The sequence below is a fragment of the Flavobacterium procerum genome (genome assembly GCF_042431625.1).
GTDB classification, from domain to species: Bacteria; Bacteroidota; Bacteroidia; order Flavobacteriales; family Flavobacteriaceae; genus Flavobacterium; species Flavobacterium procerum.
Genome location: NZ_JBHLYW010000022.1, coordinates 247,842 through 269,024 on the forward strand (window position 1 = coordinate 247,842; position 21,183 = coordinate 269,024).

The 21,183-nt window shown below is 35.0% G+C and carries 18 protein-coding genes and 1 tRNA gene; 12 read left to right on the forward strand and 7 right to left on the reverse strand.

The genetic code is table 11. The features are described from left to right. Window positions 1-7 precede the first annotated feature (7 nt). Together ACFFLS_RS20655 and pheT are read left to right on the forward strand one after the other, a co-directional pair. Window positions 8-871, forward strand: a complete 864-nt coding sequence (locus ACFFLS_RS20655) for a bestrophin family protein (RefSeq protein WP_379687100.1) — start codon at window positions 8-10, stop codon at window positions 869-871. A gap of 121 nt (window positions 872-992) precedes the next feature. Then, window positions 993-3,413: a phenylalanine--tRNA ligase subunit beta gene (gene pheT / locus ACFFLS_RS20660; protein WP_379687101.1), complete on the forward strand. Its 2,421-nt coding sequence runs from the start codon at window positions 993-995 to the stop codon at window positions 3,411-3,413. 100 nt (window positions 3,414-3,513) lie between these two features. Here the strand turns inward: pheT and ACFFLS_RS20665 are convergent, their stop codons facing one another. The 3 genes from ACFFLS_RS20665 to ACFFLS_RS20675 all read right to left on the reverse strand — a co-directional run bounded on the left by ACFFLS_RS20665 (window position 3,514) and on the right by ACFFLS_RS20675 (window position 4,105). Beyond that, window positions 3,514-3,636: an N-acetylmuramidase domain-containing protein gene (locus tag ACFFLS_RS20665; protein ID WP_379687102.1), complete on the reverse strand. Its 123-nt coding sequence runs from the start codon at window positions 3,634-3,636 to the stop codon at window positions 3,514-3,516. 79 nt (window positions 3,637-3,715) lie between these two features. Next, the gene (locus ACFFLS_RS20670) at window positions 3,716-3,871 is read right to left on the reverse strand and encodes an N-acetylmuramidase domain-containing protein (protein WP_379687104.1); all 156 of its coding nucleotides are present in this window, start codon (window positions 3,869-3,871) and stop codon (window positions 3,716-3,718) included. Between the two features lie 48 nt (window positions 3,872-3,919). After that, window positions 3,920-4,105 (reverse strand): hypothetical protein, encoded by a 186-nt coding sequence (locus ACFFLS_RS20675; protein WP_379687106.1) that lies wholly within the window; start codon window positions 4,103-4,105, stop codon window positions 3,920-3,922. A gap of 195 nt (window positions 4,106-4,300) precedes the next feature. Between ACFFLS_RS20675 and ACFFLS_RS20680 the strand changes: the two genes are divergently transcribed. The 3 genes from ACFFLS_RS20680 (at window position 4,301) to ACFFLS_RS20690 (ending at window position 6,783) form a co-directional block, all read left to right on the forward strand. Further along, a complete protein-coding gene (locus ACFFLS_RS20680) occupies window positions 4,301-4,732 on the forward strand; it encodes a hypothetical protein (protein WP_379687108.1) in 432 nt (143 codons plus the stop codon). A gap of 628 nt (window positions 4,733-5,360) precedes the next feature. Beyond that, a complete protein-coding gene (locus ACFFLS_RS20685) occupies window positions 5,361-6,143 on the forward strand; it encodes a sensor histidine kinase (protein WP_379687110.1) in 783 nt (260 codons plus the stop codon). Further along, complete coding sequence (locus ACFFLS_RS20690) at window positions 6,133-6,783, forward strand: response regulator (RefSeq protein WP_379687112.1); 651 nt, start codon at window positions 6,133-6,135, stop codon at window positions 6,781-6,783. The genes ACFFLS_RS20685 and ACFFLS_RS20690 overlap by 11 nt, the downstream gene beginning before the upstream one ends. A 1-nt stretch (window position 6,784) precedes the next feature. Here ACFFLS_RS20690 and ACFFLS_RS20695 read toward each other — a convergent pair whose 3' ends face one another. Then, window positions 6,785-7,546, reverse strand: a complete 762-nt coding sequence (locus ACFFLS_RS20695) for a hypothetical protein (protein WP_379687114.1) — start codon at window positions 7,544-7,546, stop codon at window positions 6,785-6,787. Between the two features lie 8 nt (window positions 7,547-7,554). Further along, entirely contained in the window at window positions 7,555-8,067 is a 513-nt protein-coding gene (locus ACFFLS_RS20700; protein WP_379687116.1) for an adenine phosphoribosyltransferase, read from the reverse strand. Window positions 8,068-8,182: 115 nt separating this feature from the next. On the opposite strand from ACFFLS_RS20700, the gene ACFFLS_RS20705 reads away from it, so the two are divergent. Further along, window positions 8,183-8,256: transfer RNA gene (locus ACFFLS_RS20705), tRNA-Arg, on the forward strand. 189 nt (window positions 8,257-8,445) lie between these two features. Here the strand turns inward: ACFFLS_RS20705 and ACFFLS_RS20710 are convergent. Both ACFFLS_RS20710 and ACFFLS_RS20715 read right to left on the reverse strand, forming a co-directional pair. After that, window positions 8,446-8,610, reverse strand: coding sequence for a hypothetical protein (locus tag ACFFLS_RS20710; protein ID WP_025572058.1), 165 nt, complete (start codon window positions 8,608-8,610; stop codon window positions 8,446-8,448). After that, the gene (locus ACFFLS_RS20715) at window positions 8,597-10,087 is read right to left on the reverse strand and encodes a recombinase family protein (protein WP_379687118.1); all 1,491 of its coding nucleotides are present in this window, start codon (window positions 10,085-10,087) and stop codon (window positions 8,597-8,599) included. The genes ACFFLS_RS20710 and ACFFLS_RS20715 overlap by 14 nt, the downstream gene beginning before the upstream one ends. 664 nt (window positions 10,088-10,751) lie before the next feature. Between ACFFLS_RS20715 and ACFFLS_RS20720 the strand changes: the two genes are divergently transcribed. The 6 genes from ACFFLS_RS20720 (at window position 10,752) to ACFFLS_RS20745 (ending at window position 20,839) form a co-directional block, all read left to right on the forward strand. Further along, complete coding sequence (locus ACFFLS_RS20720) at window positions 10,752-12,752, forward strand: ATP-dependent nuclease (RefSeq protein ID WP_379687119.1); 2,001 nt, start codon at window positions 10,752-10,754, stop codon at window positions 12,750-12,752. Window positions 12,753-12,754: 2 nt separating this feature from the next. Continuing rightward, the gene (locus tag ACFFLS_RS20725; RefSeq protein ID WP_379687120.1) at window positions 12,755-14,557 is read left to right on the forward strand and encodes a UvrD-helicase domain-containing protein; all 1,803 of its coding nucleotides are present in this window, start codon (window positions 12,755-12,757) and stop codon (window positions 14,555-14,557) included. A gap of 159 nt (window positions 14,558-14,716) precedes the next feature. Continuing rightward, entirely contained in the window at window positions 14,717-16,267 is a 1,551-nt protein-coding gene (locus ACFFLS_RS20730; protein WP_379689632.1) for a hypothetical protein, read from the forward strand. A 16-nt stretch (window positions 16,268-16,283) separates the two neighbouring features. Further along, entirely contained in the window at window positions 16,284-17,483 is a 1,200-nt protein-coding gene (locus tag ACFFLS_RS20735; protein WP_379687122.1) for a hypothetical protein, read from the forward strand. 102 nt (window positions 17,484-17,585) lie between these two features. Beyond that, on the forward strand, window positions 17,586-19,178 hold the full coding sequence (locus tag ACFFLS_RS20740; protein ID WP_379687123.1) for a hypothetical protein: 1,593 nt from the start codon (window positions 17,586-17,588) through the stop codon (window positions 19,176-19,178). Beyond that, entirely contained in the window at window positions 19,175-20,839 is a 1,665-nt protein-coding gene (locus ACFFLS_RS20745; protein WP_379687124.1) for a hypothetical protein, read from the forward strand. Before ACFFLS_RS20740 ends, ACFFLS_RS20745 begins: the two co-directional genes overlap by 4 nt. Window positions 20,840-21,183 lie beyond the last annotated feature (344 nt).

The window sequence follows — 21,183 nt, forward strand, 5'->3', positions numbered from 1 at the left end:
AACTTAAATGATTTCGTACAATACCAAAGACTGGTTTACATTTATATTTCATTTTCATAAATCTGACACGGTTAGAAAACTGCTTCCGATTATGCTTGCAATCGGGATTTATGCCGCAACGGTTGGTTATGTCGAAATTCATTATTTTAAAATCACAAAAAATCATTACATACACAACATTCCACTTATGCACGGAATGTTGGGTTTTGTAATCTCTTTATTACTTGTTTTCAGAACCAATACAGCTTATGACCGCTGGTGGGAAGGACGCAAGTTATGGGGTGGCCTTATGAACAGTAGCCGTAATCTGGCTATAAAGCTTTCGGTTATTTTAAAAGATGAAAACGATCGCAAGTTTTTTAGAAAATATATTCCGATGTATGCAGACATTCTGCAGCTTCATTTAAAAGACGAAGATACCAGCAAGCAACTTTTTGATGATGTCGATTTAGAAATTGACCTTCATAAACACAAGCCAAATCAGCTGAAAAAAATTATGTATCATAAGATTAATGATCTTTACGATGCTAAGAAGATTACTGGCGACCAGCTTATCACTTTAAATGAAGAGCTAGTCGCTTTTACCGACATCTGTGGAGCCTGCGAGCGAATTAAAAACACTCCTATTCCCTACTCTTATAGCGCTTTTATCAAAAAGTTTATTTTCTTTTATACCATGACGCTTCCTTTTGGTTATTCTGTAAGTCTAGGTTATTTTGTAGCGCCAGTCGTTGTATTTATATTTTATGTTTTGGCGAGTCTTGAGCTTATTGCAGAAGAAATCGAAGATCCTTTTGGAAATGATGAGAATGATCTTCCAACAAAAAAGATATCAGAAAACATCAAAAAATACGTTGAAGAATTAATCTAAAGACTTTAGTATTAATTTCATAAATGCCGCGGAGATGATGCTGTTAAAAAAATAATTAATTTTTTCTTACTCAGCAGCGCAATCCTTATATTTGTATCCTCATAAAAAGAATAAAACTCAAATGAAAATATCTTACAACTGGTTAAAACAATTCATTAAAACAGATTGGACTTCTGAGCAAACTTCAGAATTACTTACTGATCTGGGCCTTGAAGTAGAAGTTGTTGAAAAATACCAATCGATTAAAGGCGGTTTGGAAGGAGTTGTTGTAGGACACGTACTTACCTGCGAAAAACACCCTGATGCCGATAGATTAAAAGTTACAACTGTAAATATTGGTTTAGAAGCGCCTGTACAAATTGTATGTGGCGCTGCGAATGTAGCTGCTGGGCAAAAAGTTCCAGTTGCAACGATTGGAACCATTTTATATGACAAAGAAGGAGCTGAATTTACCATCAAAAAAGGAAAAATAAGAGGACAAGAAAGCCACGGAATGATTTGTGCCGAAGACGAATTAGGTCTAGGAAACAGTCATGACGGAATTATGGTTCTAGCCGAAGATCTTGTTCCTGGAACTCCAGCTGCAGAAGTTTTTCAGATTGCTAATGATGAGGTTTTTGAAATCGGATTGACACCAAACCGTGCCGATGCAATGAGCCACTATGGTACTGCCCGTGATTTAAGAGCAGGAATGTTACAACGTGGCGTAAACGTTGAATTGATTACGCCTTCTGTAAGCAATTTCAGAGTAGATATGCGTACCTTGAAAATTGATGTTAATGTTGAAGAACCAGCATTGGCGCCAAGATACTGTGGTGTTACTATTTCTGGAATTACAGTTCAGGATTCGCCGGCTTGGTTACAAGATCGCTTAAAAGCTATTGGATTGACACCAAAAAATAATATTGTTGACGTTACCAATTATGTTTTACACGAATTGGGACAGCCACTTCATGCATTTGATGCGGCAAAAATCAACGGAAAAGTAATTGTAAAAACATTGCCTGCAGGAACTAAGTTTGTCACTCTTGACGATGTTGAAAGAACTTTACATGCTGAAGATTTAATGATTTGCGACGAAAAAGGACCACTTTGTATTGCTGGTGTTTTTGGAGGAAAAAAATCAGGAGTTTCAGACGGAACTACTTCTATTTTCTTAGAAAGTGCTTATTTTGATGCTGTAAGCGTTCGTAAAACAGCCAAAAGACATCAATTAAATACTGATGCTTCTTTCAGATTCGAAAGAGGAATCGATCCTACTATAACAGAATACGCTTTAAAACGTGCAGCGCTTTTAATTCAGGAAGTTGCTGGAGGAAAAGTAACTTCTGATGTAGTTGAAGTTTATCCTAAAAAAGTAGAAGATTTCTCTGTTTTATTGAATTTCAGCCATGTCTATAAAATCATTGGACAGGAAATTCCAAAAGATACCATCAAGAAAATATTGGTTTCTTTAGATATTAAAGTGAATAGCGTTTCTGATACTGGTTTAGGATTAACAATTCCAGCTTACCGTGTTGATGTACAACGCGAGATTGACGTTATTGAAGAAATTCTAAGAGTTTACGGCTACAATAATATTGAGTTTTCTAAAAAATTCAATGCTACAGTATCAAATTCTCCAAGAACAGAAGATTATAAAGTACAAAACGCAATCGCTTCACAATTGAACTCTCAAGGATTTCATGAAATGATGGCCAACTCTTTGACGACAGGAGCTTATGCAAAATTATCTTCGGTTTTAAAAGAGGAACACAATGTAACAATGCTAAATCCGTTGAGCAGTGATTTAGCTGTTATGCGTCAGTCTTTGCTGTTCTCTGCTTTAGAAGCTGTTTCGTACAACATCAACAGAAAAAATTCAGATCTAAAATTATTTGAATTCGGAAAATCATATCACAAATTCTTGAATGGCTACGAAGAGCACAAACACTTGACGTTATCTATTTCAGGAAACAGAAACAAAGAAAGCTGGACAAATCCTCAAAAAGGAACAGATTTCTTTTTATTAAAAGGATATGTAAGAGCGGTTTTAAATCGTTTAGGAATCGAGAAAGTTTCGAACGCTCCTGTTCAATCTGATATTTTTTCTGAAGGAACTTCCATTACTTACAATAATGACATTTTAGTTGAAATGGGTGTTGTTAAAAAACCTATTTTAAAGCATTTCGGAATTAAACAAGATGTTTACTTCGCTGATTTTAACTGGGATTTGATTTTAAAAATCATTACTGGAAAAATTAAGTATACAGAAATTCCGAAATATCCTGAAGTACGCCGAGATTTGGCGTTGCTTATTGATGAAAGCACTACTTACGAAAAAATCTTTAATCTTGCCAAGCAAACTGAAAAGGCACTTTTAAAAGACATTAATTTATTCGATGTGTATCAAGGCGATAAACTTCCGGAAGGGAAAAAATCATACGCTTTAAGCTTTACAATTCAAGACAATACCAAAACATTGACTGATTCTCAGATTGACAAAATCATGTCTAAATTGCAACAGACTTTTGAAACAGAGCTTGGAGCAAGTTTGAGATAAAACTTCAAAACAAATAATAAGGCCTGACAAATATTTTCGGATTTTGTCAGGTTTTTTTGTTTCATTTCAAATCGAAATTTTACAAGTTTGCTAAGGCCATTTATTTAAAATATTTTGCATAAGCACGCGCTAATTTTTCATCATATTTATTGGTTTTATAGGCAGGGCCGTTATATTTAAGCGCGAACGAAGCCCAGTTTTTATTCCTCAAAAGAGCAATCAAATTATTCTTTTCAAGAAGCTTTTAAATACTCGCCTTCACTTTTATTCATTTTTTTCACAAACTCATCAATGCTTTTGTATCACAGAAAAACTGCATTAAATCCCATTATTTGAAACAATCCCCAAGAAGCCGAACTATTTACCACATCTACAACTTTCTTGTCCTGAGAAAGATTTCTAGCCTTTTCTAAACGAAGATATTCTCCAGTACCGATAAAAAAAAAATTTTCATACAAATTTTAAATAAAATGTCTTTTGCCTCAGAATTCACGAACTGTTGCGGATTAAGCATTGTATTTCAGCTTTAGAAGAAGCTCATTCAAATAATAAACTTCAGATCCCTTTGCTCCTAGTTTTACAGTTCTCATGATTTTGATTTTTTTAGATAATTGATGAAGTGAAAAGACATCTAATGGAATCGGTATTTTCAACTCAACTAAAATTGAAATATTTTTCTCTAATGACATCATAGATATAAGAGTAATTTATTACAAAATATAAGAAAAGGTTATTTCGAAACATTTTTTTAAATACATTTACCCAAGTCAAAAAAGGGTATTTTTCCCCTTGTTGTTATTTTATGTTTCCTATAGTTTTGTCGGCACAATCAATATAAAAAGGAACAGTTAACTAATTAATTAACCCATAAACAAATTAATAAACCCATGAAAAATCCTCCCTCAAAACCAAGTCAATTAATCTCAAAAGAATTTGCAAAGCAGTTAAATGTGAATTACAACAACAAAAGAGCTTCACTTACTGCAAACAAAAAGCAAAAAGAAGATGCCAATGCCATCTGGTATTCTATCGAAGAATTAGAAAAATACATTCATTATGTAAAAACCCAAGGAGCAGAAGAAGGCTATTCAGTTGACGGAATCCGATTTTACTTTGGCGTTTATCCTGATGATGAAAAACACGGCGAAAAAGCAGGTTTGACAACTTTATTTTTGGTTCCCACAGGCAAAAAAGTTGAAAAAAATGAAACTGCAAAGATTCAGAATTTTGTAGAAGTTGAGGAATCATCTGCAGACATACAAAGCCTTGAACCAATGAATTACGGAAATATCGGCAGACCGCCAAGCTTATTATACTAATAAAAACTATGTTCGAATTTTTAAGATCTTACATTATTTATATGGCTTTATTATCAGGGGTAATCGGAATACTTTCGTTACCGAAACTCCCTGGTAATAAAGCTAAATTTTTAGTAATTTTAATCTGGTTTGCAGTATTGATAGAAATAATAGGCTATTATTTTACTTACTGGACAGGTTTGCTAAATTATTATGTTTATAATTTTTATACGTTTGCCAGTTTTATTGCCTATCTGCTGCTGATAAGATCTTTACTCACGAAAATTAACAACAGAATCTCTGCCGTACTATTTTTAATCCTGTTTATCGTTTCGTTCTTTTTAAACCTTTTATATTTTAAGGAAGACATCAATCAATCTTTTACTTACAGTTTTGCAATTGGAGTTTTGCTGATAATGATTTTATCCTGCTTATATTTGGTAGAAATTTTTAATTCGGACAAAATTTTGAACTTTAAAAAATCAGTCTTTTTTTGGTATATCTTGGGAATTTTGGTTTTTCACGTTCCATTTGTTCCCTTCATGCTTGCTATTAACTGGTTTTTAATAAAACAAGATGAATCAATATTTAGCCTGGTATTGTTCATTTTAAATTTTTTAATGCACGGCTGTTTTATAGTTGGATTTGTATGGAGCGAAAAGAAATACAATTACTAGTTATTTCCTTAGGCATTGTTTTTTTTACTTTACTGGTTATTCTGCTGATTATTTTCTTTTATTTCTTGAAGAAAAAGAACAGTTATTTAGTAGATAAAATGGAATCTGAACTGTATTTTCAATCCGAATTAATCAAAACACGGATTGAGATTAAGGATCAGACTCTTTCTGAAATCAGTAAAGAACTACACGACAATATTGGCCAGATAATTTCTGTTGCCATTATGCAACTCAATATTTCTATCAGCAATAAAAATGTTGAGATAAACGAACTTAAAGATCTTAAAGGAGTTTTAGCCAAATCTCTGGACGAACTAAGGATTCTTTCTCGAATTATCAACAAAGACAATTTACTTCAGAACAATTTTCTGGAAGCTATCCAACAAGATCTGGAACGAATTAAAAAACTGAAAAAAATCAAATACAATTTCAATCAAATTGGAGAAATACCTAGCATAAACGAAGAGCACGAACTCATTATTTATCGTATTTTTCAGGAAGCGCTTCATAATAGCTTAAAACATTCAAGAAGCGATTTATTTGATGTTCATATTGAAACAACATCAAAAAATTTTAGATTAACCTTAAAAGATTTCGGAATTGGCTATAATCTTGAAAACTCAACTTCTGGTTTAGGACTCAATAATATGAAACTGAGAGCTAAATTGATTGGAGCCAGACTCATTTTAGCATCAGACCAAACCGGAACCAGTGTAACATTAGAATATCCCTTAACACAATGTGATGAAAACTAATTCAAAAAGCAAAATCATAATCGTAGACGATCATCTGCTTTTTTCTCAGTCTCTCGAGTTACTGATTAAAAGTTTTGGCGAATACCAAGTTATTGAACGTTTCGAAAACGGAAAAGTCTTTATCAACTATCTAGAGAATCATAATTCTGAGACAATTGATCTTATTCTACTTGATGTAAATATGCCAGTTCTTGATGGCTTAAGTACAATGAAATGGCTAAAAGAGAACAGACCTGACCTAAAAGTAATCGCATTATCTGTAAATGACGATGAAGAAATCATAATCAAAATGATTACCAATGGAGCAAAAGGATATCTTTTGAAAGACACCTCGCCAGAAATTTTTAAGGAAGCTATTGAATGCGTGGTCGAAAAGGGTTTCTATTTTACGGAGCTCGTTTCGGGAATGCTCATTAACAAAGTCAACAGCGATAACAAAAAAATCAGTCTCAAGGAAAAAGAACTTGTTTTTATCAAACATGCCTGTACCGAAATGACCTATAAAGAAATCGCTTCTGAAATGTGTCTAAGTCCCAAAACTATTGATGGTTACAGAGAATCTCTTTTTGATAAACTCGAAATAAAAACCCGTATCGGATTGGTTTTATACGCTATAAAGCATAAAATAGTGTTTGTGTAACCTATTTGAATTCAATTAACTTATCGTTTGAAGAATCATATTCGTACAACTTTCTGCTTTCATTATCAAAATAAAGCGATTGAATGATGTTGCTATGATTTTCCAAATCATCTGAAATCTTGATAACTGTATAGCTTCTTCCATTTTTTTCTCCATCTTCAATCCAATAAATAAGATTGATGATTGGATCTTTTAAATTTTCCTTTAGTACTTCATTATCTGTGTTTGCTAGATAATATTCGATAATAGTGTAGATATAACTTTTATAACTATCAGATAAACTATCGTTCTCTCCTTCGTAAATTTTAATTGGCTTTGGGTGCTTTTTCTTAAACAAGGTCACATTGCCATCTTTGATTTTTTTTGCATCTACAAGCCATTCTGTAAATTCAAGTGTTCCTCCATCACCTGCAATAAAAATGCTGTCGATCTTCCATTTAACCTCCAAAATGTCACCTCTATTAAATGCAATATCATCGCTATTTGTATTTAATCCTATTAATTCACCGTTCTTTTTTACATCAATAAAATAATAATCAAAATCAGTATTATAGTCTACAAACTCTACAACATCGCTGTAAATTTTATGTATTTCTAAATCTTCACCAGGTTTAAGCGCACTTTTAAATTTTGATTGCACTACAGTGGGCTTTGAAGCTGGTTTTATTTTTATTGAATCCCTATTTGCGGCACTATCATTTTTTTCTTTCTGATTGCATGAAGCTAGAAGCAATAGTAAAACTGGAACGTAGAAAAATTTCATAAATTAATTTAGTAAGTTAACGCCGCGAAAATAGGGAATTTTCCTAATTTATCTCTTCCGTTTAGAAAAGAAAGCTCCATTAAAAAATTGCATTGTACAATTTCACCTCCCAATTCAGTTACTAAATCACAAACTGCTTTTGCGGTACCGCCAGTCGCTAAAACATCATCGTGAATCAATATACGATCTCCTTTTTGTATTGCGTCTCTATGCATTTCTAAAGTATCAATGCCGTATTCTAATTCATATGAAGCAGAAATAGTTTCGTGAGGAAGTTTTTTAGGTTTTCGAACAGGAACAAATCCAGCATTAAGTTCATTTGCCAGTAACATTCCGAAAAAAAAGCCTCGAGACTCTGCTCCTACCACTTTGTCGATTTGTTGTCCTTTTAGAGAATCAACTAAAATTTTTAGGCATTCAGTTCTTGCCTGAGGGTTATTTAGTAAAGGAGTAATATCTTTAAACAAAATTCCTTCTTTAGGAAAGTCCTGAATATCACGTATATAATTTTCAATCTTCATTTTTTTTCAATTTTATGTTATTTTTCCCTTGTTTATCTCACATTTATGTCTATCTTTGCACCCGCAATAAGCAATCAACAAAGCTACAAAAAATAGCTGAATTGAAAACAAATAAGGCCTCGTGGCGCAACTGAATAGCGCATCTGATTACGGCTCAGAAGGTTACTGGTTTGAATCCAGTCGAGGTCACTAAAAGAGACAACTAGTTAATAGTTGTCTCTTTTTTTATGCTCAAACATATAGATTTTTCAAGCCTTCACAGCCTAATATTTGTGGTTCGAATTTTTCACAGGAAATTCTTAGTCTGTTTGAAATAAACAGTCTTAAAGTGGCGCTATCAGAGATTTAATCGAAGCTGAACGATGGTTCGAAATCCCGTTAAGGATATAGGATTTTTTTCTCTTTTGGTTTGTCGTAATTTTTTGATACTAAATACAGTAATTCCAAAATAATTTTAGCTTCCTTCTCATCTACCTGAATGCCGTTTTTGGAAAGAATAATAACGGCTTTCTCTACTGAAACATTCTTCTCAATGAAATTCATTTTTTCTATTGTTTTTTCGGTTTCTCTTTTTTGATAATATTTTTAAAAATGCTTGATTTAAGCCTAAAGATAGATCTCCTGTTTTAAAATTAATTTCCGTCGGTGGAATAAGGTTTACAAGATGTCTTTTATCTGAAGCCTCAAATTCAGAAAATCTTTGAAAGATTTCAACTAATGCTTTTTCTTCTATTTGATTTTTTCTATCAATCCCTTTTAATTTAACGGCAATATCATGCACTTCCTTTTTAAGATTTTTAGTGCTGACTTGATTCTCTTTTCTTAATTGGTTGTAGTCATCAATTTTTAATATTCCAGTTATAAATAATTTTCTGCCTCGAGAAAGGGTCAGCTCCTCCTCATTTATTTTCCTCTCCAATACCTTTTGGGTGCATAAATAACTTGCTTTTTGTGTTTTTATATTCTGGTCTTCCAAAACTTTTTTAAATAATTCAACTGCATTCTTTGAGAGCATTAATTCTCGAAGCTTGTTATAATAGCAGTCATTAAGGAATAATGCATTTATTCTTGTTCTACATCCATTATGACAATGATAATATGGATAGTTTTTTGATCTGCCTTTTGAAACACTTCCGCAAAGTTTTCGATTACAAACAGGGCATATTAAAAAGCTTCTAAGAAAAAATAATGATTGTAAATCATCTTTCTTGGCAGTAATTCTTCTTCTTGTATTAATAACAGACTGAACCTGATTAAACAATGACTCGGATATCAATGGCTCGTGTAATGCTTTTACCACTCCCTCATTACCAGAGTCAAGTGTTACCGGTATAAGCCCGCAATAGACAGGATTATGTAAAATCCTGAAAAAGTGTGATCTTGAGCATACTAATCCTTTATCATTGACTATTTTAATGATTGTGGATATTTTGTGATCGTTCCTCGCAACTTGATAAAAAGCCCATTTTATAATTTCAGCTTCAGGCTCTTTAGGAGCAATACCTTTTTTACCATCCATCATTGTCAAATTGATAAATCCTAATGGTGCCTTACTGGGATGTCGTCCCATCAGCTTCGCTCGACGAATACCATTTGACGTATTTTGAGCCCTTCTGGCATTTTCTGCTTCCGGAACAGCCAAATATACAGCCAGCATTACTGTGCTTTCTGGCACAGAGAAATCAATTGGCTGATCAATAGCCTTTGCAGTTGCTTTGTATTTCCGGAGCTTCCCTATCATTTCGTAGGCATACTCAACATTACGGCTGAATCGATCCCATTTGATAAATAATATATTTTTGTCTTCTCCTGAGGATTTCTTTTTGATTTCTGAAAACAATCGGTTCCATTCCGGTCTATTGAAATTCTTGGCTGAATAATCTTCGCGATAAATTCCTTTAACCTCGATATCATAATATTTGCAATATTTCAACAACCTGTCCTCCTGCTCCGGCAGGGAATAACCTTTTCTTTTTTGTTCGTCCGTACTTACACGAACATATAAATAGGCTGCCTTCATAGTAATTTATTGTATTTATTTGATTTACTGTTGAATGCTTTTAATATATGTGCTTATTAATAGTTGTATTAAATAAAACGCCATAAACTATAAAAAAATATACAACACCTTTAAAATCAATAGCATATTTTTCTAAAAAAATAGCATTTTGTTTATGGATTTTATTTGCTAAACTTAGTCAAGCTTAACAAACATTAATTCTATTTTTAAATCTATAGTTCTAAAGTTACCATAACTATAACAATGCCGAGTTTGAAGATTGGCTTTAAAAGATTAAGTCAGATTCTCACCAATTCTTAGGGAAATGTGAAAAAAAGAAAAACATCTATAGCAAAAAGGATCAATCATTTAAAATGCTGCATTTACTTGATTATTTTACATCTTGAAAATCTCGTTAAATTCTGAAGGGATGCCGGAAGGATAAAGGAGTCAGTTATGCGCATGCAGAAGATGGCTGACACTATCCTTTCAACCATTTTTATCTGTTTCAAGTGAAAACAGCACTTACTTGCAAATTTTAATTGTCATCATTTATAAAAACATAATGAACTAGGCAGAATCTAAAATGTAGAATGCTGTGGATTAAAAATTGACTTTACGGAAAACCGTAACAACTTAAAAACAATATTCGATATATTTAAGGCCTAAAACTAACCACCTAACCATGTATATTGAAAGACTATCAATCACAAAATTCAGGTCTATTGAACATTTGGATCTTGAATTTAATAAAGGAATAAATATTATTATTGGGGAAAATAATGCAGGCAAGAGCACTGTAATGGATGCTGTTCGGATTTGTTTAAGCTTGGGCAGGCAATGGAGAGACATTGGCATAAAAAACCCCGAGGATTTCTATATCAATAAAAAAATTATTTCTGATGTCCTGGAACCGATCGAGTTTTTAATGGATTTTAAAATTGAAGATGCCCAGGACAGAATTTTATTTCATTCGCTGCTATGGCAAAATCCTAAAAATGCAAGCGACATTAAGTTAAGAATCCATTTTCGATACGAAATCGAAAAAGATGCTTTAGGGAACAATAAACTGAAATGGAAAGTTGTTGGCGGCGACAATGCAACCGTTGAAATGTCTGAACTCCAGCAGATCTATTATTCTTATCTCGAGCCCCTAAGAAATGCGGAACAGGAGTTACGCCCTTACGCGGCCAACAACAAGGTAACATCGCTTTTCAGAGATTTGACCTCTTATGATAAACCTGATCCCGCCGGTACAAAAAAAATTCCGCTAACCGAAGTTAAAAAGAACGAGCTTTCGCAGGCACTTGAGAGCGTACTTAAAAACGATGACTGGACAGGGTTGATAAACACCGGGCAGCAGTTTATAAATGAGCATTTGGACAAAGCCGATATCAAGAAGAAAAGTTCGAAAATACATTTAAAACTATTAGAGTACAAATATGATAACATAGTAAAGGGATTTCTTACCCGCAAACCTGTATATTCGGATACGGTACTTGGAAAGGATATCCATCTTCAGAAATACTTTGATATCAGCCAAAATGGTTTGGGAGACAATAATATCATTCTGGCTTCTGCCGTATTGGGTGATCTTAAGAGCCGTAGAGATCAAAAAATTGAACATTATTACGCCCTCCTTATTGAAGAACCTGAAGCGCATCTGCATCCGCAAAGGCAAAATACATTTTTCAATTATCTGAATACGCTTCAAGATCTCGGAGTGCAGATATTTATTACTTCACACTCCCCAACAATAGCAGCTAAATCAGATCTAGACAATCTACTGATCCTCCAAAAAAACACATCCAATAATACTGAGTTCTTCAGCACGAAAAACTCCAAACTCACCAAACCAAATAAGGCGTACCTGAGAAAATTTTTGGACGTAACCAAATCACAGCTCTTCTTCGCGAGCGGCTGCATTTTGGTCGAAGGAATCTCTGAAGCGTTGCTGCTTCCTGTTTTTGCGTCAATGATGGGACCGGATTATGATTTGGACAAAAACGGTATTGAAATTGTCAACATTAACGGCGTTGCATTTGAACCTTTTGCAAATCTTTTCAACAGCACAAAAGAAATTGAGAGATTGGCCACTTACTGCGCTATCATAACTGACGATGACAGAAGCATCATAAAAGCAGGAGATTTCATTAGCAAAGCTGAAACTATTGCAAAGGCACAGGCTCAAACAATTTTAAATGAGCTGAAAACTCTAAATTTGGTCGATCAAAATAATAGAGTTTTGAATTATAATCCCGCTGACTCCTTAAAAATTGCAGGTTATGAGTCTAAAGAAGCCTTTATAAAAAGTGTTCTATCCACTAAATTCAACAAATTCTCTGACCGGGCATTAAAAGCCCAAAAACTGGCTGGCAAAAACCTTCATGTGGAACTGGCGGAACACACTTTTGAATATGAACTTATAACCGAGTCTGATTTTAATGCTTCGCTTATTGCTGCTATTTATAATGGCATGCATTCTGCAAATTATGTTGATGCAAAATCCGATAAATTTTTGTTGGCTGCCGATATTCTTAAAAAGCTTAAATCCAATAAGGATAAATCTGAGCTTGCCGAAAATCTTTCATACACCTTAGATGAAGATCCAGCAACTCGCAAGAATTTTTCCGTTCCCAATTATCTCCAAAATGCCGTTAGATGGGTAATTGACCAAAAAATTTAATTATGTACAGCAATTTATCTGAAGGGCAGAAAAAGATATTAAATTATGGTAAAGGAACTGTAGTAGTAAAAGCGTGCCCAGGAAGCGGAAAAACATTTTCAATTGCAGCGCGCATATCGCGGCTCCTTAAGGAAAATGGCAAAGACAAAAGAGGACTCTGCATCATATCTTTCACCAACATTGCCTGTCAGGAAATTGAAGACAAGCTGTCTAAGGTCTTTTTTACCCCAGTGCCATTAAAACATCCGCATTTTCTTGGTACAATTGACAGTTTTATAAATACCTTTATATTTCTGCCATTCGGGCATCTCATTATGGGCTGTGACTCAAGGCCGGAACTAGTTGGCGAACCTCATGGCGCGTGGAGTGTCAGAAGGGGTGAAAGAGATTATGACCAATATTTTGACAAGACCACTTTTGACTCCAACGATCTGCTTACTCCGATTGCTCCCCATCAGGCGTTTAATTTTATCTGGAGCTATTTCAGAAAGGATGGAAATGTAAACGGAAACATCTTGGGGATTATCAGGTCTAAAAATGCATTATTCAAAAAAGGGTATGCCAACCAATCTGATGCCAATTATATTTCCCTAAAGGTGCTTCAAAAATATCCCGCAATTGCGCAGAATCTTGCTGAAAAATTTTCACACTTTCTTATTGACGAATGTCAGGATACAAATGATGTTCAGATGAAAATCATTGATTTGCTAAATCAAAATGGAGCTGGAAATATTATGCTTGTCGGAGATTGCGACCAGTCCATATTTGAGTGGAACCATGCCCATCCCGAATTATTTGATTTGAAATATTCCTTATGGGATAAAATACTTTTGGATGAAAACCGCAGAAGCTCGCAGCTGATCTGCAATTTCATAAAGAATCTATCTACTTTCGAAGATATAAAAGCGGTAAATGATAAAGTCAAAGATTCTGTGCTGGAACCATCCATTGAAAGTTATATTTTGCCAAAGAAAAAAACAGCAAAAGACAAAACAATTATTACTTTTCAGGAAAGCGCGGAAAGTTTCAAGGAAATTTTAAAAAACTTCCTTCGGGAATGTGAGGCAAATAATATCTCGATTGACAAAGAAAATACGGCCGTTCTGTACAGAGGAACTGCAAGTTCAAAATATCTGGGTCTTACTTCGGATATTCATGATTTTGCAACATTGCCTTGGGTTATGAACCACTATCATGTGAAAAACATACTTAAAGGAAAACATATGTACGAAAACGCCTCATTCAGCAAAGGATATAAACTGATGGAAAAAGGGTATTTCGAGGCACTTAATCGTCCCCATGATAACCGCTTCTACTGCAGCTCGCAGTTTTTAGCAGATGTAATTTCAGTGGCAGGCATTAAAAATCATAGGAATGAAGTTTTTAAATTTATAAACGCTCTTCCAGAAACAAAGGATAAAACGATAGCTTTATGGATTAAAGAAGCGAATGATGCGTTGAAAAAGTCTTCAATTAATATTGAATTTGAAATTGAAGCACAATTTGGAAATGTAAATATTGACGATTATTTTGGTGAAGATTTAAATAGCGATCAGCTTTATCCATTCTATTTTGGCACCGTACACTCAGTGAAAGGCAAAACTTTTCAAGCTGTTTTGCTGCTGTTAGCAAAAAGGGCTGGCAAAAATTATGACACTATCATAAAATCGAATCCAAAGATTTTAAAGCCAAAAGATCTTGAGGAGCTTAGAATCGTTTATGTAGGCTTGTCAAGACCGCAGATTCTTTTAAAAATGGCTGTACCGGCATCAGATCATAAATTGTGGTATGATAAACTGAAATGATTAAGCAAGTTATATACGGAAAATAAGTCGTTAATATTTTTCAGCGCAAACTTTGCAAAAGAATTTAAGAATCAGCTTTTCAATTAAGTTTTTGTGATTTTAAAATCGTAAATAATTGCCTTGAAATATTAATTAAAGTTATGATAAGTTTCAAAATGAATGTTTAAAAAGAACAAGCAGATGGGGCCAATGGAAAATATTAGTGCTTTAGAAATTATAGAATTACTCAGTGATACGAAGAAAATTTCCTCGACGACCGTCTATGGGACAAAGCTGATCGCCCATAAAAACATAACAGGCACTTTAATTATACTTGATATAAATGTAAAGGAAACCGTCACATTCCTAAATTGCACATTTGAAGATATCATTATAGACCGAACGAGTTTCGAAGATTCCGTTGAATTCAAGCAATGCACTTTCGCAAAAGACTTTAGGATCATTTTCATAAAATCCCGCAATTTCAACTTGGAAAACTGCCAGTTTGAAAAAGCCTATATTATTCAATACTGCGTTATAGATTATCTTATTTTCCATAGAATCGAAGCCATTAATGGAATTATGATTGAAGGCGGCCAGATAAGGCTTCTCGACATTAAGCCCATAAACGAAAAAACAAGTTTTTCTTTTACTGGCATGTTTCTTCTTATTCATACGCTGTCCGTTATTTCACAATCCGGAATAACCACGTTTGCCAAAAGCTGCAGCATCAACATTATCAATTTGACGGGATACCTGAACCTAACGTCCAGATTAGATTTTACCCGAATCAAAAATAAAAAGATAGCGATCTACGAATTGAACAATAGCGGCAAAATATACTTTTCAAATATAATGCCTGTCGGAGTCCAAGGTTTTAAGGAAAACTCGCTGTCTCCACACATTGAGGCATACCGAAATTCCCCCCAGCCTGATGCGCGCGAGCTGCAGTTCATTTCTCAGATGGCTTTTCAAATGGGAGCCTTGCAGCTGCTTACCGGCAATTTTCCTCTATACGGTTTCCGTAAATTTATGGAAAGGCGTGACTGCACCGACTTTCTTATTTATTTGGATACATTTGAGACAAAGTTCCAAATACTTAACTCATCGCCTGGAATATTGGAGCTTAAATCCATACTATTTGACCAGTACCAGATTGAAATCATAAATTCTGACCTTTCGGCCGTCAAGCTCCTTCATGCAAAAATGCCTGATGTTAAGGCGAAGGGCGATTACCTGAATTATTACAACGTCTACAATGATTTGTATGCGGCCGCAGTACGCCAGAACAACAGCAAGGATAAGGCATATTATTATAAAATCGCGCAGAATTATCTTTCTAAGTATCTAAAGCACTCATCAAAAGTAAATGATGGCGACATCGGATCGCGTGCTGCAATTGCGGTATCGCAGCTTTACAGCGGCCATGGTACTGATTGGATAAGGGCTTGTATGGCAACCACAGGCATTGCTTTCCTATTTTTTATTTTTTTTACAGCTAGCCTTAAAGAGACAGTTGCGGATGCAAGCCTAAATGGCTTGGGCTATTTCTGCAAAGAATTGCTTCCTTTCTTTCCCCAGTTTATCAATCCGCTGCACAGGATTGATTTTATGTCTGAAGTAAGTGCTCTGGGCAAATGGACAGCGCTGTTTGATTTCCTTTCCAGAATATTTGTCAGCATAGGAATATTTGAGATTGTCCGGTCTTTCAGAAAACATGTGAGGCCATAACACTAAAAAAGCAAAAATGAAATTTCAATACGAACCTATAGGAGACGAAATCGGCTTCCAAACATTCCTTAAAGATCTGTTTAACGCAGTCTATTCGACAGAAACTTTTGAGGAGTATGGCTCAAAAGGCAATAAACAGGATGGCATAGATATTTATAGCCCAAAGCTTAAGATCGGAATCCAGGCCAAAAAAAAAGATATCAACCGAAATAAAAAGACCGTTGTAAATGATCTCTTAAATGAACTTGCGGAAACTTTAGAACAAATAAAGGATTTTCCATTTCCAATTGAACAGCTGTTTTTTGCAACAACCTTGAAAAAAGATATAACATTGCAGCAGGCATGCATTAATGCCAGCTTAACTGATGGAATAAACGTGACATTATTTTCATGGGATGACATTCAAAATCAGCTGCCGTACTGCCCTTCAGTAAGGAACAGGTATTTCCCCCATTTGCAGCCGGCAAAAAAAAGAGATATCCAATTGTTTGAAAAAATCGAAAAACTGGAGAAAATGATCTTGAAAAATAATATTGTAAATCTTCCAGTTAAAAAACAGTTTCGCAATATACCGCACTGTGAAGTTCTATTTCCAATATTACCCGACGATCTTCAGAAATTGCTGATCCAAACCATGTTGAAGATAGCTTTATATGAGACATTCAAAGAAACAGTTTATAAGAAGTTCAGCAGTCTGATTTATTTTTCAAAGACTTATACCCAATTTTCTGACGGATCCGAGGGACCGGGTTTTCAAATCATTTCAGGCGAGGTAGTTTTTCTTTCTAAATGCAGTCGCCTGGTCAAAGAACTTCAAAATAATTCACCCAAATTTTGGGAACGCATTGAGAAATATGAAAACGATCTTAATTTCAGAAACACAAAATTTCGCATGGAGCTTCTAGGTTCTGAGGACCTGAATGCATATGAATTTGAAATCGACGGCCAGACGCAATCCTACAATATCAGAGCATTGCAATTTGAAAATCTTGATTATGACAATTTAAGCTCATTAAGCACCGTTTTGCCATTTATCGCACGTATGACCAAACCAGCCATCAACATTATTGAGTTAGACAAAATCAAAAGCAATTCCGCTTTTATGAAACTGTTTTACCACTATTTAAACGAGAATTCGTTTAGGCCTACCCTACTTAAAATAAACGTAGATGATTTTGATGATTGGGATTATGAATATAAGCCGCTAGACGACTAGGCTAAAAAAACCGAATACCGAGTGATAGCTTACTGTCTAAACTATCATCGAAAACCATTTTTATCAAAATGCATTAAACCTTAAATTCAGCACGAGGAAATTATGAGTAAAATATTATCCAGTCTGGAAAACTCATTAAACACAAATGGGTTTTGGAATGAATACAGATCGTTATGCAGTAATCTGCATCAGGAAGATATTGATGTGGATCATTTTATAGTCCTCCTGCCAGACATATTTAGACAAATTGAAAAAAATGCCATGTCCTACCAAATCTTTGATGCGGTAAACAGACTTTGTGAATTTCTGCCAGATAAAGGTTTGGAATTTTACAGCAAGCTTAAGATTCATGAAAATCCGCAATTGCAGAAGTTGATTCCGTCAGCTTTAACCGGAATAAGCAGGTCAGGGATAGCGTTCGATAAATTCGGGGAAACGGAATTTCTATTAAAGAACGATTCACAGCCTCTAAAAAGCCAGGGATATGCTTTTCTGTCCACCCTTACAAAAGACGAGATAAAGCAAAGCGGCAATTTTAGGAACTTCATCATCAGTCTGGTCAAATCAGATATTGAAAGTAATAAAGCGCCAATCCATTTGCATATTGTTATGGCCTTGGGGAAACTTATCGACATAATACCTGAGGCAAGGGACTATTTCATTTTATTGTCAAAATCAGAGTCAGAGGATGTTAGATTTGAGATAACGCGGCTTCTCAGCTACGAATTGGACTACCAGACGGAATCGGGCCTATTTGCAGATATCCTATCCAATCTCATATCAGTTCCCCCTGCTCAGCATGCAGTTATAAACCAGTTAAACTATTCTGTTCTTCCGAAACTTATTGCGGCCAATCCTGAGGCTATTGAAAAATTCCTGAGAGAATGGCTGCTGGCTGATAGCGGCCGGGATGCGCAGATCATCAGTTTTAACGATACCATCGAACAGCTACACGAAGAAAATGAGGCCTATTTCCGAAAGATGATTACCATGTGGCTAAACAGCAATGAAACGGCATTGCATGCTGCTGTCAGCAAAATGCTGATGGAACTGCCGCACTACCAATTTGAAAATATGGAATTGGACGAAAGTTATCTTGCACAGCTGAGTTGTCTGGACATTCAATTTATCGTCATGAAAATTGTCGGTTACCTATACTTTAAAGAACTGATACGCTCATCGGTTTTCTCCATTCTGAAAGCTAGAATAGATGATGATCAATGTGTTGCTTTTATAAAGCATATTTTCAACGACTATGTGCTATTCAACTATCCCTCCACTGTAGAATATCTTGAGGAAGAAAGAAAAAGCTCTTCCAAGAAAGTACAGAAGGCAATAGATGAGATTATAGAACCCAATAAAAACTATTTTGAAAAAATAAATCAGCTGGATTTTATAAATGAATTCAATCCGTCCGAAAAAAGGCTTAAGCTATATAACAGTTTATACCAGAAGGAATTCCAAAGCAAACATAAGTCTGTTTCCGAAGGCAAAAACTCTTTCCTAAGCATGTGCACAACCATACAGCTTAGGACCGGAAAAGGAATGTTTTCAAAATATCGGGGACAATACACGGGAAAAACAGAAATGGCAAAATTCCAATACAATGCAGAATTTCCGAGAGGGGAATATATAGATGCAATCGGCCAGGAAAAAATCAGGACTATTTACAGAAATTATAAAAGGGAAATATGAAATTCATTCTAAAAGAATATTTGGAACTTCTGAAGGAAGACGGGGAATTGGATTCATTGCTATCTGACCTGCTTTTCAGCATGAATATCGTTCCCATTTCCAAACCGCAGAAGGGAAGGCAGTACGGGGTCGATATTTCTGCTATGGGCTTAGATAGCGATGGAATCAAAAAAGTATTTTTATTTGCCGTCAAACAAGGCAATATTACAAGAAACGTTTGGGACAGCAACCCGAATTCCATAAGGCAGACCTTAAATGAGGTCCTTGACGTATACATTCCCAAAATACTGACTAAAGGCCAAAGGGCACTGCCGAAAAAAATTATCGTAGCCACCAACGGAGTACTGGAACAGACGGTTCAATTAAACTGGAACAGCTATATTGATGAGTACGCGCAGCCAGATAAAATTGAATTTGATTTTTGGGGCATTGATACTATAGCATCGCATATTGACGGACAGCTGCTAGCCGAGCAACTTTTCCCAAGCGAATTCAAGATACTGCTGCGCAAGACTCTTGCCTTCATCGATTTGGCAGACTATGATTGCCATCATTACTACACCTTACTGGAAAAACTGTTTGAAAGCAAGGCCGATAAGAAAAAAAATGTTCTTAAGGTTCTGAGAATTGCACGGGTATGCTTCAGCATGGTCTTTAAATGGTCAAAAGATGCCGGAAATTTAAAACAGGCGGTTATCGCTTCCGAGAGGACTTTATTGTTGAGCTGGAATTGGATCCGTAAAAATGATCTATTGGAAAATGATTATGTTTTGGATGAATTTTATAACATCCACACCATAAAAATAAATATCGGACGCGAGTATTTTATTAAGACCAGGGAACATTTGTATGTCAAACATTCCCTGTTCAGATACTCCAGGAATCAGCTCGAATATTCATTGACCGTTTGGGAACAGATTGGCATACTCTGCACGATTGCTTTAACGGAAATTACGGAAGCACGTATGCATGCGATCATCAAAAATACAGACTATGCCAAAGTTTGCCAGTCAAATGTGAATGAATATGCAATAGGATTGAAATCTTTAATTGCTAATAATCCGCCTGCAAAATACCCGGAATATGACGAACATCTGATAGAGATCTCTTTAGCTTTGATACTCCTTGGAAAGGCAAATGAACTGGAATTTGCAAAAAATTGGATAACCACTCTGGTTATTGGACTTAATGACAGCTACAGGCTGAAAGGATTTGTTCCATTGTTTAGGACCGATTACGAAGAACTGGCAGACATTCATTTGGGAAATAGCAGATCCGAAGCGAATTCGTCAATGCTTCTTCCCCTGCTGGCGGAATGGTCAGTAATATTAAAAGAGCCTGAACTTTATGAATTGGTAAAAAAACTAATAACTGAAAATTATCCAAATATTAATCTGCAGATCTGGTTTCCCGAATCCACTTCAGAAGATTTTCTATTCACAGACAATATGAGCCGAAAAAGCGGACATGCTAAGTGTTCCATTGAACTATATGATGATTTTGAAAAATACCGAGAGGAGATGCTGGAAGAAAAGACATTATTATGGGAAGAAAAAGACTTTTCGATCTTTGCCGGCCATTTCAGCTACCTTGGATATTTATCATCAAGACACTTTCGCTCCAATCTGCTGCCAGTTTACTGGAGAGAATTTTTAAGTTAAAAGAGCACTATAAACTTACAAAACAGTCAAAATAGCTTTCATATTATTTAAAGGCAGGAAGTATTATAAATTAAATGAATTATTTAAACATCTTCTGACACTTGCAATTTAAAGTCCAAAATAAAAGGCTTTGAAACCTCATTATTGGAACAATTTAGAGCGGATTTCAATGATGATGGAATTGAAGACATTTTCGTAAGAGGCTGGACAAGGTCCATTCAAGGTACAATGGGTTTTGGATTTACTCAAATTTTGACAAGACCCTCTAAAAGGCATCTTATGGATATAGTACAAGCTACAAATGAAACTCAAGAAAAATGGTAAAATTAAAAATAGCATTAGGA

What these genes read in the sequence shown, in the direction of transcription:
- ACFFLS_RS20745 (WP_379687124.1), top strand. Translation starts at nt 19,175, where the DNA reads ATGAAATTCATTCTAAAAGAATATTTGGAACTTCTGAAGGAAGACGGG.
- pheT (WP_379687101.1), top strand. Translation starts at nt 993, where the DNA reads ATGAAAATATCTTACAACTGGTTAAAACAATTCATTAAAACAGATTGG.
- ACFFLS_RS20695 (WP_379687114.1), bottom strand. Translation starts at nt 7,546, where the DNA reads ATGAAATTTTTCTACGTTCCAGTTTTACTATTGCTTCTAGCTTCATGC.
- ACFFLS_RS20700 (WP_379687116.1), bottom strand. Translation starts at nt 8,067, where the DNA reads ATGAAGATTGAAAATTATATACGTGATATTCAGGACTTTCCTAAAGAA.
- ACFFLS_RS20655 (WP_379687100.1), top strand. Translation starts at nt 8, where the DNA reads ATGATTTCGTACAATACCAAAGACTGGTTTACATTTATATTTCATTTT.
- ACFFLS_RS20675 (WP_379687106.1), bottom strand. Translation starts at nt 4,105, where the DNA reads ATGATGTCATTAGAGAAAAATATTTCAATTTTAGTTGAGTTGAAAATA.
- ACFFLS_RS20730 (WP_379689632.1), top strand. Translation starts at nt 14,717, where the DNA reads ATGTTTAAAAAGAACAAGCAGATGGGGCCAATGGAAAATATTAGTGCT.
- ACFFLS_RS20720 (WP_379687119.1), top strand. Translation starts at nt 10,752, where the DNA reads ATGTATATTGAAAGACTATCAATCACAAAATTCAGGTCTATTGAACAT.
- ACFFLS_RS20710 (WP_025572058.1), bottom strand. Translation starts at nt 8,610, where the DNA reads ATGAATTTCATTGAGAAGAATGTTTCAGTAGAGAAAGCCGTTATTATT.
- ACFFLS_RS20680 (WP_379687108.1), top strand. Translation starts at nt 4,301, where the DNA reads ATGAAAAATCCTCCCTCAAAACCAAGTCAATTAATCTCAAAAGAATTT.
- ACFFLS_RS20690 (WP_379687112.1), top strand. Translation starts at nt 6,133, where the DNA reads ATGAAAACTAATTCAAAAAGCAAAATCATAATCGTAGACGATCATCTG.
- ACFFLS_RS20735 (WP_379687122.1), top strand. Translation starts at nt 16,284, where the DNA reads ATGAAATTTCAATACGAACCTATAGGAGACGAAATCGGCTTCCAAACA.
- ACFFLS_RS20685 (WP_379687110.1), top strand. Translation starts at nt 5,361, where the DNA reads ATGGAGCGAAAAGAAATACAATTACTAGTTATTTCCTTAGGCATTGTT.
- ACFFLS_RS20715 (WP_379687118.1), bottom strand. Translation starts at nt 10,087, where the DNA reads ATGAAGGCAGCCTATTTATATGTTCGTGTAAGTACGGACGAACAAAAA.
- ACFFLS_RS20740 (WP_379687123.1), top strand. Translation starts at nt 17,586, where the DNA reads ATGAGTAAAATATTATCCAGTCTGGAAAACTCATTAAACACAAATGGG.
- ACFFLS_RS20725 (WP_379687120.1), top strand. Translation starts at nt 12,755, where the DNA reads ATGTACAGCAATTTATCTGAAGGGCAGAAAAAGATATTAAATTATGGT.